This is a genomic window from Halobacteriovorax sp. DPLXC-1, from assembly GCF_036903125.1.
GTDB lineage: Bacteria > Bdellovibrionota > Bacteriovoracia > Bacteriovoracales > Bacteriovoracaceae > Halobacteriovorax_A > Halobacteriovorax_A vibrionivorans.
In genome coordinates, this window is record NZ_JAYMCO010000001.1 from 1659728 (window position 1) to 1675746 (window position 16019).

The following is a 16019-nucleotide window of genomic DNA, read 5'->3' on the forward strand; positions in this document are numbered from 1 at the left end:
CTTCACTTTTTTTAAATAGGGAATATGGTTACCAAGAACTTTAAAGAAATACATAATAATACTCAATTAGAAGCACTCAAAAATGAAGTGAAGGGCAATCTTTTTGAGTTTTTAGTGGCCCGTCAAATTGCTATTGTCAGTAAAGTAGAGTCTCTATTCTTGAAGAATGTGGATAGTGAGCTTTTAACTATGATGAGAGAGTATGAAAGTTGGTTAAGGCAATATGATCGTAACCTATTGGCAAAACTTCCTCTTCTGGCAATTGAGATGGCCAAGGATTTAAGCTCAAATATTGAAGGTGAAATTAAAAACGTTACCGTCGTCGGTAAGAGACACGATCATATTATTAAAGAACGCCTACATGAAGCAGATATCGTTGTACAAGTTCAAGATATAAAAAGCGGTGATTTGAAGATTGTTCCAATTAGCTTAAAGCTTGTTAAAAGTGGTGCCAATATCACAACTAAGTCTGCTGGTGCGAAGAGTATTTTTGAAAAGTACTTTAGATCCTATGACTCAATTGGCTTCGTTCAAAATACTTTAAATGAATTTATTGATAAGGAATTTGATCGTTTCGCTAGCTCTCTTTATAATAGACATGGACTTGAATATAGTGGACGATTTGACTCCCTTTGGACAAAGACTCAACTGCCAGGAGAGCTTAAGGATGCAGACCGTGATGACCTCTATATTCTCTATCGTCATTTAATTAAGCATTATCACGAAATTTTTACTAAATTACTCAGTCAAGATAAGGCCAAGTTTATTGAATCCTTACTTCCTTTAATGGGGCTTGGAAATAAGGATGTTGTCCAAGGGATTTGTTTTTATAAGCATAAAAGTTATGATTTAGATTATTGTCATGTTGTAAATTACACAGAAGTTGAAGAGATAAGAATTCACGAGTTAAATCCTGAGATCTCTTCATTTAATATCTCCATTGGTGGAGATAACCTTCAAGTAAGGGTTAAGCCTATGAATAAGTTTACGGCACCTTCTTACAAAATTAACTGCTCAATGAAGTTTAAGCGCAAGGATTAAATATGTTTGATATTGTTCTCTGTCAACGTGACTATAAAGAAATAAAAGAACTAGAGTGTGACCTTTTTCAAGTTTTAGAGTTTGAAGACGATGGCCAACTAAAGGATCTAGTGAATGAAGGTAATAAGGTTTTGTTCATTACTTATAAAAGTAGTGTGAAGCCAGACCTATTTAATATTTATGACTTACCTAAGAATGGTAATTGTGAGTACTACTATCTATCAAAACTAAATTTCAATAGTGAAGAATTGGAAAATAATGAAAAATTCTTTCCTGAAGTAATGGATATCACTCTTTGCTCTGAATATTACGCTGCTAGTGGTGTGTTCTATGTTGATGCTGTTGATACAGTGGGAATGCCTCATTTTGAGAAAGCAGTGATGCCAATAGTTAAGTCTTACCATAAGAAGCAGGCTTATCGACCTGCTGTATTTCTTGATCGCGATGGTGTTTTAAACGTTGATCATTCATATGTGCATAAGGTTGATGATTTGGAGCTGAAAGAGGGGGCATATGAATTTCTCTTAAATGAGTTCAATATTGAACGTCTTAAAATCGTTTTAACTAATCAATCTGGTGTATCAAAAGGAATGTTTGAATATGAAGATGTTGTTCATTTTAATAATGCATTAAATGATTCATTACAAAATCTTATCGATGCTTTTTATATTGCACCATTTGAATTCTTAAAAGGTGTCGGCCAGTATAAATTTCACTCTCTTTGTCGTAAGCCTCATCCAGGAATGCTATTAGAGGCGTGTTATGACTTTCCAATTAAGCTTTCTGATTCGTATATGGTAGGAGATAAAATGAGTGATGATCTCGATTTTCCTCTTGTTGAAACAATTCATTTACGTGGAAAGTATGAATTGGATAGTGACGTCACAATTGCTGATAACTTTAGCGAAGTAATAAATTTTGCCACTGCATTGCCAAAGAAGACAAAATAAGTCAAAATTTCTGTATGTAAAAGGAATTACATATGAAACTTAACTTAAAAACCTCATCTATATTAATCATTATTGGTTTTTGTATCAATATTGTGAACGTGTCAGCTCGTCGTTTAACTCATAAAGAACAGGAGATCGCTTCCTCTTTAAATGAGTTAACTCGTTTAAATAGTGAATACCTCTCTAAGATAAACGCATCTGTAAAAATTGAAGAGCTTCCCTTATCAAAATATCTTTCTCTCTTGGTCCTTAAAAATGGTTGTGCGCCATTTAAGCAAACACTTGAGAAGATAGAGATGGCAGATGAGTCTTTTCCTGATCAAAGCCATGGGCTTGTTGAAAAACTAAGTATTTGTAAACGATCAACTAATGGCCTAAAGGAGTTTGATATTTTTGCTAAAGTAGAAGAAGATATGGATCTTCTATCTGATGAGTAGCTTCTCCTGTGGCCGATATGACATCTTCTAAACTAAAACTATACCTTCTTGAATCTCTTAATCCATTTGTTAATCTTGCCTATGAGAATCATTTACTTCGCTCTCACAGTGAAAATGAAAGTCAAGATCAGATCATTCTACTTTGGAAGAGTTCCCCTAGTATCGTAATGGGGAAGTTTCAAAATCCATGGGTGGAATGTCGTGTAAAAGAAATACGAGATCGAGGAATAAATCTTGTACGAAGACAAAGTGGTGGTGGTTGTGTCTATCATGATCCTGGAAATTTGAATTACTCTTTTATAGGCCCCCGCTCAAATTATGATAAATCTGCTAATGCTGGCATTATAGTTGATGCCCTTAGAAGCTTAGGGATTAGTGCATTTGAAAATCAACGTCATGACTTAAGAGTCGATCATGAAGGTGAAGATTATAAGATATCGGGGTGTGCTTTTAAAGAGATAAGAAATAGTGCTCTACACCATGGAACACTCCTTATGAATGCAGATTTAGATATCTTGAATAAGTTATTACGTTCCAAATTTGAGGCCAGTACAGCACTTGGAGTAAAGTCAGTAAGATCTAATGTTATAAATCTATTTGATATTTCTAACAGTCTTTCAGAAGAAAAAATTAAAACATCGATTCAAGACTCTTTTGGTAAGTACTATAAAACGGATGTCGAAGTTTTACATATTACAGAACAAGATATCTGTATGCTTCCAGATATGATCTCAAAGATATCTGACACTTCTAGTTGGCAACATATCTATGGTGGAACTCCTAAATTTAGCTTTAAGTTAAATAATATCGAAGTTATTTCTAAATATGCTAGAATAATACAAGTAAGTAATGACGATAAGGATCTTTTGGATCTCGTTATTGATAAAACTTATTATGATGAAAATATTCTAGAAAAAGATAAGCTATCACAAAAGCAGCATGACTTTATTAATGCATGTCATGAGGTTCTTTTTCTTTAAATTTAAGGCCTAAGATGAGAGAGAAAATTAACTTAGTTCAAGGTGAAGTTTTGATTGAAGAAGGTGGCGCAAGTGATTGTATGTATCTTCTAAAAGAAGGAACTCTTGCTGTTTTTAAACAAACAACAGATGGACAAAAGCAGATTGGAACCATTTATCCTGGAGAGTTTGTTGGAGAAGTAAGTTTTCTTGATAATAGGCCTCGATGTGCAACCGTAAAGTCTATTGGTGAAAGTGAAGTTGAGGTATTTGATGCTCACAAATTCCAAGCTTTCTTAGATTCACAACCAAAGTGGCTTCAAACTATGATGAGAACCCTTGCAGATCGTTTAAGAACTACTAATGAAAAGATAAAGGTGTAATTCATGGCATCTCCTACAACGGTATTTGTAAATAAAGATCAATATTTAATTCGTGAAGGTGAAGAGAGTAACGAAGTATATATCGTGGAAGAGGGAAGTCTTGGTGTATTCAAAGTAAAAAATAGCCAAGAAGTAAAAATAGGTACTATTTTTGAAGGAGAGTTAGTTGGGGAAATGAGCTTCTTTGATAATTCTCCAAGATGTGCAACAATTAAGGCCTTAACCGATTCACGTCTTCTTGTAATCCCTTCATCGAAATTTGAAATGTATGTTAATAAGCAACCAAAGTGGTTTCGAACTTTATTAGAAACACTAATCGATCGCATACGAAAGGCATCAAATCGTGTTAAACCTGAGGTTTAACTGTTTAAGAGTTGTAGGAAATCTCTTAATTTCTGTTGACCTATTTCATTAGCATCACATGAAAGATGGTTAAGTTCACAAAGGTTCGCAAGGACTCTTGGAACATCTTGAAATAGGTTATTGTCCAAATTTAATCTCTTGAGGTTTTTGAGCCATTCAAATTCAATTGGAAGATCAGTTAATTTATTTCTTTGTAATTCTAGTGTTTCGATTTTAGTGAGCTTGTAGAGCCAACTAGGGATCGCATGTAGATTGCACTCAGTTAATTGTAGTATCTTAATAGGTGAGCTCTCATGAATATGTATATCATGACAATTCTTAACTCCTCTCATTTTGAGAATCTCTAAAGGTGCCTTGCCTATTAGATTTAGGCTACATTCACCGTCAGCATAAATATAAAACTTCTTAAGGTTTGTTAAAGCATCGAGGTTTAAGTGGACTTCACATTTATGCTTAACCATTAGCTCTAATGTGCTAATACTTGTTAATGACTCATCTTTTTCTTTAAAGAAGTCATTAATATCAAAGTTACTATATCTTTTTGATACCTTTATAAGCATAAAGAAATTGTAACATATATGATTGTCAGTTGAGTTAAATTATAGATATTGGACGAATTTGTTATTCTTATCGACTAAGATTTGCTTTGGCCTAATGTCTTTCTTATCTGTCATCTGAAAGCCAATTATAATAACTTCGTGGCCTTCGTTAATTAGGTGTGCAGCGGCGCCATTTAAACAAATCTCACCACTACCGCGCTCTCCCTTAATAACGTAAGTCTCAAGTCTTGCACCGTTAGTATTTGAAACAATGAGTACTTTCTGACCAGGCCATAAGTCTACGAGATCAAGTAGCTCCTCATCAATAGTAATTGAGCCTATATAGTTAAGATCGGCCTGAGTAACGACGGCCTTATGTATTTTTGATTGTAACATTTCGCGCATGAAACTTATTTATCAAATTCTTAGGCGAGAACGCAACAAAAATGAAGATTTTATTAACGTAATAAGCGCTTTCTATTTATATTTCTGCTTCAGGACCTGGAATACCTAGAAAGTATAAAATAGATGTCATTGGGCCGTGACTCATGTGGTTTTGTGCGTTTTTGCGCACTATGTCTTTTGCATGAAAAGCGATACCAAGGCCTGCTTGTGCTAGCATAGGTAAGTCATTGGCCCCGTCACCGATTGCCACAACTTGTTCTAGAGAAATACCTTCTTGTTGAGAGATTAAGTTTACAAGTACGGCCTTCTGGTCTGCGTTGATAATTGTACCTTTTACCTTGCCTGTAAGTTCACCATTTTCAAATTCAAGCTCGTTTGCAAACGCATAGTCTAATTCAAGTTTGTTCTTTAAGTAATTTGCAAAGTATGTAAAACCACCTGAAATTAATGCAACTTTATACCCATATTTTTTTACTGTTTTTATGAATTCTTCAACACCCTCTGTTAAGGGAAGGTTTTGACAGATATCTTCTAGCGTTGATTCTTTAAGGCCTTTTAAGTGCGAGACTCTTTCAACAAGTGACTGATTAAAGTCGAGTTCTCCATTCATGGCCCTTTCTGTAATCGCGCTAACTTTTGCGCCAATACCATGTACTTTTGCAAGTTCATCAATAACTTCTGCTTGAATTAAAGTTGAGTCCATATCAAAGACAATTAGTCTCTTTGATCTTCTGTAAACATCGTCTCTAATAAAGGCTATATCTGTACTATGTGTATTACTTATAGCAAGTAGATCCTCTTTAACCTTGTTTAAATCAACTTGCTCAGGAACGTCAGTTAAAACTTCTAGAGAGTTAAAGCCTTCTTTAGATACATTATCAATTCGATATATATTGATTCCATTTGAGGCGATATTTTGTGACATATCAGCAATGAAGCTTGCAGATATTTTCTTAGGGGCCACACAATTTACTATAAAACTATTGTAAGGAGACTTGTATTTAACGTCTTCTTTAATAATTGAGTATTCTAACTTTAATCCCATCTCATGGGCCGCAAAAAGTAGCTCTTTTAGAACGTTTTGATCATGATCCTTGTCACTACTGATATTTAAGACAAATGAAAGAGAAAGTAGGTTGTGAGTAATGGCCTGATTGATATCAGTAATATCGGAATTATTATCACTAATTACTTTCATTAATTTTGCCGTAATCCCCGGTCTGTCGGCACCAGATACTGTGATAATGATTTCTTTAGAGTTGTTATTTGATTTATCTTCCATGAGCTCAACCTAGTATGTATTTTTAAATTTTTGCTTTCTTTGCTTGCCTTACTTCAGTGATTCTCTTTGCAAGTCCAAATGTATAAACTAGCGCAGACAATACAGAGAAGAAAAATGATAAATAAATCAATATCGTACCAACAAGTGGGAATGAGAAACCAAATGGTTTATCCCAGGCCATAAGCATTGGAATGGCCATCATTTGAAATGTTGTTTTCCATTTACCTAGTTGATTGACACTTACTTTTAGGCCTTTCTCCATTGCAAGTAATCTCAATGCCGTCATATACATTTCTCTAATTACTAATACGATAACCACTAGTACATTTACACGATTAAGTGATTGAAGAAGAATGAGAGAAGAAACAACTAAGAATTTATCAGCAATAGGATCTAAGAAAGAGCCAAAAACTGTGACGATATTTCTTTTTCTAGCAATATATCCATCTAAGAAGTCAGTAAAAGAAGCCGCTACAAATGTCCAAGCAGCAATATAACCAAGAGTTTTTTGCGTGGCCTTAAAGATATTTTCTTCAAATAAACATAGATAAAGAGTCAGGCAAATAACAGGAATTAAAGCTACACGAAAAATAGTTAAGCGATTAGGTAGATTATCGATCTCCCATTCACTTAATAACTCTCTGTCAGTCATTGTATTCGTTGCGCTCTTTTTATTATCATTATTTTTATTGTTATCTGACATATCTACTCAATGAAGAATTTTCCTATTAATTAAACTTTAAACCTTAAGGCCATAAACGTCTATAATAATTAACATAAATTAGATAAAACAAAAAAAACAAGGATATCAGAAGCTATGAAAAAGCATCTCAATTTAATCAAAACTGGTCATCAATCTATTGAAAAGCGTGTTTTTCCACGTTTTCCATTTAGCTACTTGGTCTTTAAAAGAGATGATAATTCTGTAAATTACCAAGTAAAAGATATTTCATATGGCGGTATGAGTCTCGCTCTAAAAGATGGTGTTGTTAATGCTAAATTAGATGATGAGTTCTCGGGAGAGATCCACTGGTATGACCAGAAAGTAAATGTAAAATGTATTGTAAGAAGAGTTGAAGAAGATAATATCGGAGTTGAATTTGTAAAAAGTGATATCTTTGATAAATCACTTCTAAACTTTCTATCTGTTTCTAATGTTTCAAAGAATTTAAGACCAATTCATGAATATGATGAACAAATGGATCTGCCTATCGGTCTTAAGACATGGTTGCGTTGTGATGGCCCATTTGAAATTTTTGTTTGGCACCATCGCGATGGTGAAATTTCTAAAATTCAAATTCTTATGATGGATTCAATTCTCGAATGGACTGATGGAGAAGGTATTCAGACTGGAAAAGTCTTAAGTGTGCGTCCTTCAGACAAACCTCTAACTCATGAAGAAGAAATTGAATTCCTAATTGATTCACCAATTGATCAAGACAAGCTTGAATTCGCTAATGAACTTGTGCAGCATATCCCTGAGTCTTTGATTTCAGAAGGGGATCTTAAGTTTTTAACGCGTAAGATTAGTGGATAATTCATAAAACACCTCGAGATTCTTCATTTGATTTGAAACAAGGCTTTTCATTTGGAAATTAACTTCCTAAAATATAGCTAAATATTTCAAATTAAAAGGATTACCAATGAATAGAAACCTCGCTTTAGAATTTGTAAGAGTAACAGAAATGGCAGCTATTAGCAGTGCTAGGCTTATGGGACGCGGTGATGAAAAAGCTGCAGACCAAGCAGCAGTAGATGCTATGAGAACAATGCTCGACTCTGTTGAGTGTAATGCAACGGTTGTTATCGGTGAAGGTGAGCGAGATGAAGCTCCAATGCTCTACATTGGTGAGAAAGTTGGTTCTGGTAATGGACCTGAGCTTGATATTGCTCTTGATCCATTAGAGGGGACAACAGTTTGTGCAAATGGTGGTTGGAATTCAATTGCTGTTATGGCCATTGCTGAAAAGGGTAATTTCCTTAACGCTCCTGATACATATATGGAAAAAATCGCAGTTGGCCCTGAAGGTAAGGGCCTAATCAATATTGACGATACTCCTGCTGAAAATTTAAAGAGACTTGCAGAGGCCAAGAAGTGTCGAATCCAAGATTTAACTGCAGTTATTCTAGATCGTCCTCGTCACGAAGAATTAATTAGACAAGTAAGGGATGCAGGAGCTCGTATCCAATTAATTGGAGACGGTGATGTTTCTGCAGCTATTGCATGTAGTGAGCCTGATAGCGGTATTGATATTCTCTTTGGAATTGGTGGTGCTCCTGAAGGTGTTATCGCTGCAGCAGCACTTCGTTGTATTGGTGGAGACTTTCAAGGAAGACTTAAGCCAAGAAATGATGAGGAAATTGAGCGCGCTAAGACAATGGGAATAGATGATATTAATAAGATCTATAATATCGATGAACTAGCGGCCGGAAATGTAATGTTTTGTGCAACTGGTGTAACGGATGGAAGTTTCTTAAACGGTGTTAAGTTTAAGTCTTGGGGTGCTGTTACTGAGTCGATTGTTATGAGAAGCCAGTCAGGGACAATTAGAAGAATTGTTGCTGAACATCGCTTTGATACAAAACCACGCTATTAAAATAAGTTACTTTATTGATTAAACAGGGAAGTTGATTATGGCAAAGGCAAGCCGAACTGAAGTATTTGATATTGATATTAACAAATTATACGACGTTATTGTCGACTTTGAGTCTTATCCTGACTTTGTACTTGGTGTTAATGATATTAAAGTTCATGACATGACTGAGACAAGTGGTGTTGTGGAGTATTCAATTGATATGATTAAAAAACTTAATTATCAATTGGATATGGAAATGAGTCGTCCTAATAAAGTAGCATGGACTTTTAAGAAAGGTGACCTCTTTAAAATCAACGATGGTGGTTGGGATCTTAAAGATCTTGGTGATGGTAAGACTGAAGTCACTTATAGCTTAGAGATTGAAGTAAAAGGATTTATTCCTGGTTCTAAAATGATTGTTAATAAATTAACTGAAACATCTCTTCCGTCAATGATGAAGAGTTTTTATGAGAGAGCTAAATCTTAATGACTGATTCAAAAGACAATAAGAAAGAATATCATAAAGAAGGCCTACTTGGTGATACCATCAAGAAGGTAGTTTCAATAGGAATAGGCGCAGCCTTTATGACTGAAGAAGCAGTCAAGAAAGTGATTGATGATTTGCCTCTTCCAAATGATGTCGTTAATGGACTTCTTGCTAATGCAAAAAAGTCGAAGCAGGACTTCATCGATTCTGTTCAAGAGGAATTAAGACATTATTTAAAAAATGTTGATCCAAAAACACTTTTAGAGTCGATACTTGATGATTATGAAGTCGTAGTACGATTTAAAAAAAGAGATGATAAGAAAACTAAGTGATCACTAAAAATTATCAAAAAATTCTAGATGAAATCGGTGATAAGAATAAACTTATGGCCGTCACAAAATATAGTGAATTTGATGATATTAAAGAAGTTTACGATCTAGGCCATCGAGACTTTGGAGAGAATCGAATTGAATCCCTCTTGCCTAAAGCACTTAAAGCTCAAGAATTAGGCTTATCTGATATAAGGTGGCACTTTATTGGCCACATCCAGTCAAAGAAAATATCTAAGATTACACAAGTTCCAAATTTAAAGTCAGTACAATCACTTGATTCAATAAAGCATATGAAAATCTTTGATGAAAAATTAGCTAGGCCATTAGATTTCTATATTCAGGTTAATACGAGCGCAGAAGAACAAAAAGGTGGCCTGTGGGATAGCTCAACTGTTCAAGAGTTTTATAATGCAGCAAAAGAATTGAAAAATATCAATATCGTAGGACTCATGACAATGGCCGCTGCCAGTGGCCTTCCTCCTAGAGAATCATTCCAAAAACTAGTAGATATTAGAATTGAGATTGATCCTAATCTAAAACTTTCAATGGGCATGAGCGGTGATATGAAGGTGGCCTTGGAGCTTGGAAGTGACTGCATTAGGGTCGGAAGTGCCATATTTAAGTCCTAATTATTGTATTCTTACTATCTAATTTCTAAAATTACCCCTCTAAGTCGTTAAAAATACAGCAAACATAAGTTTGAACTAATTCTAGGTATTATTGACTTTAATTTATGCGCACTGTAATAAATTTTTATCAACTAATTTAATTCGACTTTAAAAACGGAGAGTCATTATGAGTAATGCCAATAATAATGAAAGAAAAGTACCAGAATTAAGTCTTACTTCTTACACTAAGGGAAGCCCTGAAGAGCAAGTACAATTTGTCGATACTTTAATGTTTGGACTTAAGGAATATGGATTCGTTATTCTTAATGATCACACTGTTGACCAGAAAAAAGTTGATGAAGCATATGCAATGGTAAAGCAATTCTTCGCTCTACCTGTTGAGAAGAAGAATGAATACAAAGGTGAGAATGGTGGACAGCGCGGTTATACACCATTTGGTATGGAGCACGCTAAAGATAGCGAACATCCTGACCTGAAAGAGTTTTGGCACGTTGGACGCGAATTGGCAGCTGATTCTCAATATAAGGGTATTTACCCTGAAAATATTTGGCCAGCTGAAGTTCCTGGTTTTAAAGAGAAATTTCTTGATCTTTATGAATCAATGGATGCTACAGCTAATGTTCTTTTAGAGGCCATTGGTAAAGGTCTAGACGTTCCTGAGAACTTCTTTGCAGATATGGTAAAGGATGGAAATTCAATCTTAAGAACGATTCACTATCCACCAACTGATGGACACGATACTACTAACTCAATCAGAGCGGGTGCACACGAAGATATTAATTTAATTACAATGCTTGTGGGTGCGACTTCATCTGGTTTACAACTTCTAGATCGCGATGGAACTTGGCTAGATGTTAACTCAAAGCCTGGTCAATTAGTGGTTGACTCTGGGGATATGATGGCAAGATTAACTAATAATGTTCTTCCTGCAACAACTCACAGAGTTATTAACCCAGATAACTCTGGTGAAGAGAGATATTCTATGCCATACTTCGTGCATCCACACTCTAAAGCGTCACTTGCTTGCCTTGATAGCTGTGTAGGTGAAGGCAAGAAATGGGAAGATATCACTGCTGGTGACTTCTTAAATCAGAGGCTTAGAGAGATTGGTCTAATCAAATAATTCAAATACTGGGAAACCAGAACAACAACACTACGAATAATAAAAGGCCTCCTTCACGGAGGCCTTTTTTGTTCAATCTTTGAAGAAATGTTTAAAAAATGAACACTTTTTAAATATTAAGTGCTTAATATTTAGACTTCGTCTGTGGCATATGAATTGCACTTACTTTCGTATGCAAAATTTAAAACAAAGCTCTAGGTCTCTAGTGGCCACATTTTATTTAATATTAACAATCCTCGTTTTATCAATGAGTACAAACGCAAATGCAAATACTGCGATAAAGCGTGAGATTCTTGAATCAAAGCGAGCTTCTTCTAAGATCTTATCTCGCTTACGACAAGTGGCCCGTCACAATAAAGGTTTCCTACATGAAGAGGAAACGCAAGAAGCTTATCATTTTTATTGGAATATCCATTCAAAAATTAAAAACCTTCATAAGAGAGCTCTTAAAAAAGGAGAGCTTGGAAAAGATGATGATGGAAATTATTCAGATGAATTGGCCTATAAAGAATTAGATGACTTTATTCAATATGTTGGCAAGTACATCATCACATTCTCAGAATTAGAAGGATATAAAAGACTTCCTTCTTCACGTAAACTTCTTGTTTCACAAATTGCAAACTCAGTTGAAACCTTAATTCAATACTTAAAAGAAGATGGTTATAACATATCAATACCGGCAGATATCCTAGATGGCCTAAAGAAACTTAGCAAAATCTATAAGAAGCAAGAAGAGTTCTTGGCACTAAAAGAAGAGTTGCTAGGTGATTACTTTGAGGCCTTGGACCTTTTAGAAGAAGAACTTTATAAACTTGAAGACAATCTGAAGCAATTTATTAAAAGAGCGATTGGACCTAGACGTGAAAGACGTCATCGTATTTATACAGATGAGTCATATCCATATTTAAAATTTAAAAGGTTAGCAGATAGTATTGCTGATGATCTAGAAGACTTTGATATCAATGATCTTGATGAGTATGAAGAAATTTCAAAGCAGGTGTTAGATTTACAACACTTAGTAAAACTTACAAAGGCAAATAACAAAAACACAAAAGTACTCTTAAATCGTGTAAATATCCTGTTCAATAGATTTTCTTTGGAGGCGGCTAAAGTAAATAGCAAATTAAGGCCAACGAAAATTGAAACTGACTTAGGAATTAAGTCTGTTGAATATAAGTATTATCGAGCAACACAGGTGTGTTCACTACTAGGTGGGCCTGGGAATATTCTACTTAGAAAGTCGATTGAAAGTGATATTGACCTCTTTGAAGACTTTAGCCCAAGAACAAGTGGTGCCATTAAATTAGTTGAATTTTTAAAATTTAACGATCGTCAGCTGGACTTTAGACATGCTGAGATTATTACAGATATTGAAAGGGATACAAGAATTACATCAATGGGATTCTATCCTTTAAGTTTTAACTGGGGAAAAGATGAAGAAGATAAGATGCCTCCATTTTTAGAAATTAAGAAGGGGTATCGTCGATGTGATTCTAGTGGTTGCGATACATATAACGATTATCGAACGAATTTTGCATGGATGAGTGTTAACGCAAGTTCAGCAAAGAAGGTAACAAAGAGAAAAGAGAAAGCCTTGAAGAAGGTAGATAAGAAAGAGAAATATTCAAAATTGGGTGTTTGTTCTGACTTTGTTAACTGGGCCTTTGGAAATGTTATCTCTTCTAATTGGAACCAAATTCCAATTATTAGAAACTTAATACAGATTGTATATCCTCCAGAAGGGTTACAGACACCAGATAATCTGTATGAATCATATATGACAGACGTTGTATGTGAAGTAGAAAAAAGAAAGCTTAAGTATCCACAATATGTGAATGCTCACAATTTAAAAGAGCAGATACTAAGAGATATGAGTTCATCAAATGAAGCAATTAGTGTGCATGCGAAGAATTCACTTAATGAATTAATAAAAAAAGGAATTATAGATAAAGACTTAAATTTAAAATATGACGTTATTGAATTTGAAACAAAATAAACAACAAGAAGAATTAATTTATGTTTCTAAAAGGAGAGAAGGAATGAAACAAAAACAACAAAACACAAGGAGCAGGTTACTAGTAGCTGCTTTCTTAATGACTCAGGCGCCGGCCGTAATAGCTGGTTATTACAACTCATCAATCGATGGGATTTCTCTTGATGGTATTTATACGCCAGAAAATTTAAGTAATATCTCAAAAACAGTGTGTAAGAAAGTTTACGATGATGCAAATATGGACAAAGAGCATACGCAAATGTGTGAGCGTGGTGTTCAGTCTGCTCAACGTATGGCCGCTGTATATGCTGCTGGTGAAGGTACACACCTAGGTTGTGTTGATGGTTACCAACAAGGTCTATATAGAGGATTCAATATGACGTCTAACCCGTCTATTGAGATTCTAAAAGAAGAGCAGCGTGCTCTTAAGGGTGTAACTCTTGAAAATGCAGTTGCACGTGGTAAAGCAAAAGCATCAAAGGACTCACGTTACTCAACTGAGAGTGAAATCATTGCTCGTTTTAGAGACAATGTAAGAGATAGTGAAAATCAACAAATTACAGCTCCAAGCTCTGACTATTCAGATGTACTTAAAGTTCCTCGTTTTGAAGGCTTTGGAGATGGTTATGCAGCTGATGGAAAAGGTGGATCTTTTAAAGATGTAATTAATGCTGGTTGGGTTTCATCATCAAGTGCAATTGGAAAAAGAATCCAAGCACGTGCTGTTGCAAGACAATTTGGTATTAAAGCAAATTTAGCAGATAAGTGTTCTTCAACACCAATTCTATTTGATCGTGGACTACATACGATCTCTCTTTGGGACCTATTCTCAGCATATGGAGAGTATAACTTCAAAGATTATGGTTGGAAGTCGACAACTAGAGCATGGAATAAGTTTAAAGCTTCAGAAGAACAAGAAGCAATTGCATACAGAAATATTCAAGATGTAAAAGAAGCTTACCAAGCTAAAATTGGTTACCACAAGAAAAGTGTTGCAGTTGAAGTTGATGAATTAGATGCTAATGGTCAACCAACTGGTAGAAAAGTTGTAAAAAGAGATGCAAATGGAAATATCGTTTATAAGCAAGTAGACGATACATCACGTCCTATTTTTGAAACTCGCTACCGTACAGTTCAAGGTAAGTCAGCGCAAGATCTTAAGGCCGTTTATGAAGATGCATTCTTTGAATCTTATAGAAACCTTGCAAAAGAGCACTTTGGAAAAGCTTTCGTATCAACTCACAATATGGCACGTAACCTAGGTGAAGATGCTGGTAAAGCGGTAGGTGCAATCGTTGCACGCGATGTAGCAAAGCAAGAAGCATATGATGGTGTTTATAAAGCACAATCAGCAACTTCATTTGCTAAAGAATATGAAAACCTATTCGTTACTTCTTGGAATAAGAATTATGATTACTTTGCAAATAATCCTATGGTTGAGATCACTGGTTTTGACCTTTCAGGTGATGGAAATGGAATCTTTACAAGAGGTGAGTCTTTAAAGTCTGTTTTAGGGCTTAGAAACTTAGGTCTTAAGTCTGGTGCCGTAAAAGTATCACTTAATTCATCATCTTTTGAAGCTGGAAGTGCCCGCTCTGAATACGTTACTGCACCTGCTTCACTAAACTTTACGCATAAGTCACAAAGTGCTCAAGGTAAATTAAGTAATAATCTTGAAGTATTTGATACAGCTTATTTAACAGTAAGTATTGATGGAAGTGATATTAAAAAGGTATATGAGCTAAAGAGTACTGATTCAAAGAGAATTGAGATCTTAGATGTTGCTCCTGTGTACAAAGCAGATACTAAAATTAATTCTGTCGTAGCTGGTGATGCAACAGTTTATGTAACTGTTAAGAACCCATCAAACTCTGAGACTTCAGCATCTGTTGATATTTCAGTAGCGATGAATGATGGAAATACTTATACAGCATCGACGACTGCGCTAAAAGCAGGTGAGTCAAAGCGTGTACCAGTACGTGTAACAGGACTTGACCCACTATTTATCATCAACAATGGTGTAAGTGGTAAAGCAACTTCTAAAGTTGGTGGAAGAATTATGAACTCTCGTAGTGCTTCTGGTGACAGTGTTGATTATGACAGAGCAGTAGCAGATTACTTCAATTCTATTCTTACAAACTCAACGACTAACTATGGTAGCGATGGGTACAAAGAGGACCGTGTTGAGACATTAATCACAATGATCCTTAACAGAACTGAAGCTCAAATCGATACTGATTGGGATAACAATGCTAGAGTTGCAAATACTTTAATCGGTGCACTTCAAAAAGAGTACAAGGCTTCAGCAGCAGCTGGAAAGCTAAATGAAGAAGCTAAGCAAACTTATGTTGTACTAGCTCAAGAACTTGAAGCTCTTTACGATGATGTATTTGGATACAAGGATTATGTAAATCAACTTAAGGTATTCAATGGTGATCTTGAAACTCGTAAGAAGAAAGATCGTAAGAAAGACTAATTGGTAGACACCGAATTAATAAAAAGAAAGGCCCTCATCTTGAG

18 protein-coding genes are annotated in these 16019 nt (G+C 35.1%); 14 read left to right on the forward strand and 4 right to left on the reverse strand.

Translation table 11 applies throughout. The annotated features are described in order from the left end of the window. The first annotated feature begins 24 nt into the window (after nt 1–24). From VCM44_RS07950 to VCM44_RS07975, 6 genes are read left to right on the forward strand one after another with little or no spacing between them, the layout of a single operon-like run. Nucleotides 25–1041, forward strand: coding sequence for a hypothetical protein (locus VCM44_RS07950; protein ID WP_334678482.1), 1017 nt, complete (start codon nt 25–27; stop codon nt 1039–1041). Nucleotides 1042–1043: 2 nt separating this feature from the next. Then, a complete protein-coding gene (locus VCM44_RS07955) occupies nt 1044–1991 on the forward strand; it encodes an HAD-IIIA family hydrolase (protein WP_334678483.1) in 948 nt (315 codons plus the stop codon). 32 nt (nt 1992–2023) lie between these two features. Beyond that, nucleotides 2024–2428: a hypothetical protein gene (locus VCM44_RS07960; RefSeq protein ID WP_115362906.1), complete on the forward strand. Its 405-nt coding sequence runs from the start codon at nt 2024–2026 to the stop codon at nt 2426–2428. 17 nt (nt 2429–2445) lie between these two features. Further along, a complete protein-coding gene (locus VCM44_RS07965; protein ID WP_334678516.1) occupies nt 2446–3408 on the forward strand; it encodes a lipoate--protein ligase family protein in 963 nt (320 codons plus the stop codon). A gap of 14 nt (nt 3409–3422) precedes the next feature. After that, complete coding sequence (locus VCM44_RS07970; RefSeq protein ID WP_115362904.1) at nt 3423–3770, forward strand: Crp/Fnr family transcriptional regulator; 348 nt, start codon at nt 3423–3425, stop codon at nt 3768–3770. A gap of 3 nt (nt 3771–3773) precedes the next feature. Then, entirely contained in the window at nt 3774–4133 is a 360-nt protein-coding gene (locus tag VCM44_RS07975) for a Crp/Fnr family transcriptional regulator (protein WP_115362903.1), read from the forward strand. Here the strand turns inward: VCM44_RS07975 and VCM44_RS07980 are convergent. The 4 genes from VCM44_RS07980 to pgsA all read right to left on the reverse strand — a co-directional run bounded on the left by VCM44_RS07980 (nt 4130) and on the right by pgsA (nt 7062). Beyond that, complete coding sequence (locus tag VCM44_RS07980; protein ID WP_334678484.1) at nt 4130–4693, reverse strand: leucine-rich repeat domain-containing protein; 564 nt, start codon at nt 4691–4693, stop codon at nt 4130–4132. The two genes, VCM44_RS07975 and VCM44_RS07980, sit on opposite strands and share 4 nt — an antisense overlap. 39 nt (nt 4694–4732) lie before the next feature. Then, nucleotides 4733–5077: an aspartate 1-decarboxylase gene (panD, locus tag VCM44_RS07985; RefSeq protein ID WP_120404873.1), complete on the reverse strand. Its 345-nt coding sequence runs from the start codon at nt 5075–5077 to the stop codon at nt 4733–4735. Between the two features lie 76 nt (nt 5078–5153). Further along, on the reverse strand, nt 5154–6359 hold the full coding sequence (gene serB / locus VCM44_RS07990) for a phosphoserine phosphatase SerB (RefSeq protein WP_334678485.1): 1206 nt from the start codon (nt 6357–6359) through the stop codon (nt 5154–5156). Nucleotides 6360–6381: 22 nt separating this feature from the next. Beyond that, nucleotides 6382–7062 (reverse strand): CDP-diacylglycerol--glycerol-3-phosphate 3-phosphatidyltransferase, encoded by a 681-nt coding sequence (gene pgsA / locus VCM44_RS07995; protein WP_334678486.1) that lies wholly within the window; start codon nt 7060–7062, stop codon nt 6382–6384. 114 nt (nt 7063–7176) lie between these two features. Between pgsA and VCM44_RS08000 the strand changes: the two genes are divergently transcribed. The 8 genes from VCM44_RS08000 to VCM44_RS08035 all read left to right on the forward strand — a co-directional run bounded on the left by VCM44_RS08000 (nt 7177) and on the right by VCM44_RS08035 (nt 15975). Then, on the forward strand, nt 7177–7896 hold the full coding sequence (locus tag VCM44_RS08000; protein ID WP_115362893.1) for a PilZ domain-containing protein: 720 nt from the start codon (nt 7177–7179) through the stop codon (nt 7894–7896). Nucleotides 7897–8002: 106 nt separating this feature from the next. Beyond that, nucleotides 8003–8956, forward strand: a complete 954-nt coding sequence (gene glpX / locus VCM44_RS08005; RefSeq protein ID WP_115362891.1) for a class II fructose-bisphosphatase — start codon at nt 8003–8005, stop codon at nt 8954–8956. A 37-nt stretch (nt 8957–8993) separates the two neighbouring features. After that, complete coding sequence (locus tag VCM44_RS08010; protein WP_115362889.1) at nt 8994–9422, forward strand: type II toxin-antitoxin system RatA family toxin; 429 nt, start codon at nt 8994–8996, stop codon at nt 9420–9422. Beyond that, nucleotides 9422–9754 carry a hypothetical protein gene (locus VCM44_RS08015; protein ID WP_115362887.1) on the forward strand — a complete coding sequence of 111 codons (333 nt, stop codon included), beginning with the start codon at nt 9422–9424 and terminating at the stop codon, nt 9752–9754. Before VCM44_RS08010 ends, VCM44_RS08015 begins: the two co-directional genes overlap by 1 nt. After that, nucleotides 9751–10383, forward strand: coding sequence for a YggS family pyridoxal phosphate-dependent enzyme (locus VCM44_RS08020; protein WP_334678487.1), 633 nt, complete (start codon nt 9751–9753; stop codon nt 10381–10383). The genes VCM44_RS08015 and VCM44_RS08020 overlap by 4 nt, the downstream gene beginning before the upstream one ends. A gap of 166 nt (nt 10384–10549) precedes the next feature. Next, nucleotides 10550–11506, forward strand: coding sequence for an isopenicillin N synthase family dioxygenase (locus VCM44_RS08025; protein ID WP_115362883.1), 957 nt, complete (start codon nt 10550–10552; stop codon nt 11504–11506). A 247-nt stretch (nt 11507–11753) separates the two neighbouring features. Next, on the forward strand, nt 11754–13502 hold the full coding sequence (locus tag VCM44_RS08030) for a hypothetical protein (RefSeq protein WP_334678488.1): 1749 nt from the start codon (nt 11754–11756) through the stop codon (nt 13500–13502). Nucleotides 13503–13545: 43 nt separating this feature from the next. Continuing rightward, nucleotides 13546–15975 carry a COG1470 family protein gene (locus tag VCM44_RS08035; protein WP_162929620.1) on the forward strand — a complete coding sequence of 810 codons (2430 nt, stop codon included), beginning with the start codon at nt 13546–13548 and terminating at the stop codon, nt 15973–15975. The last annotated feature ends 44 nt before the right edge of the window (nt 15976–16019 follow it).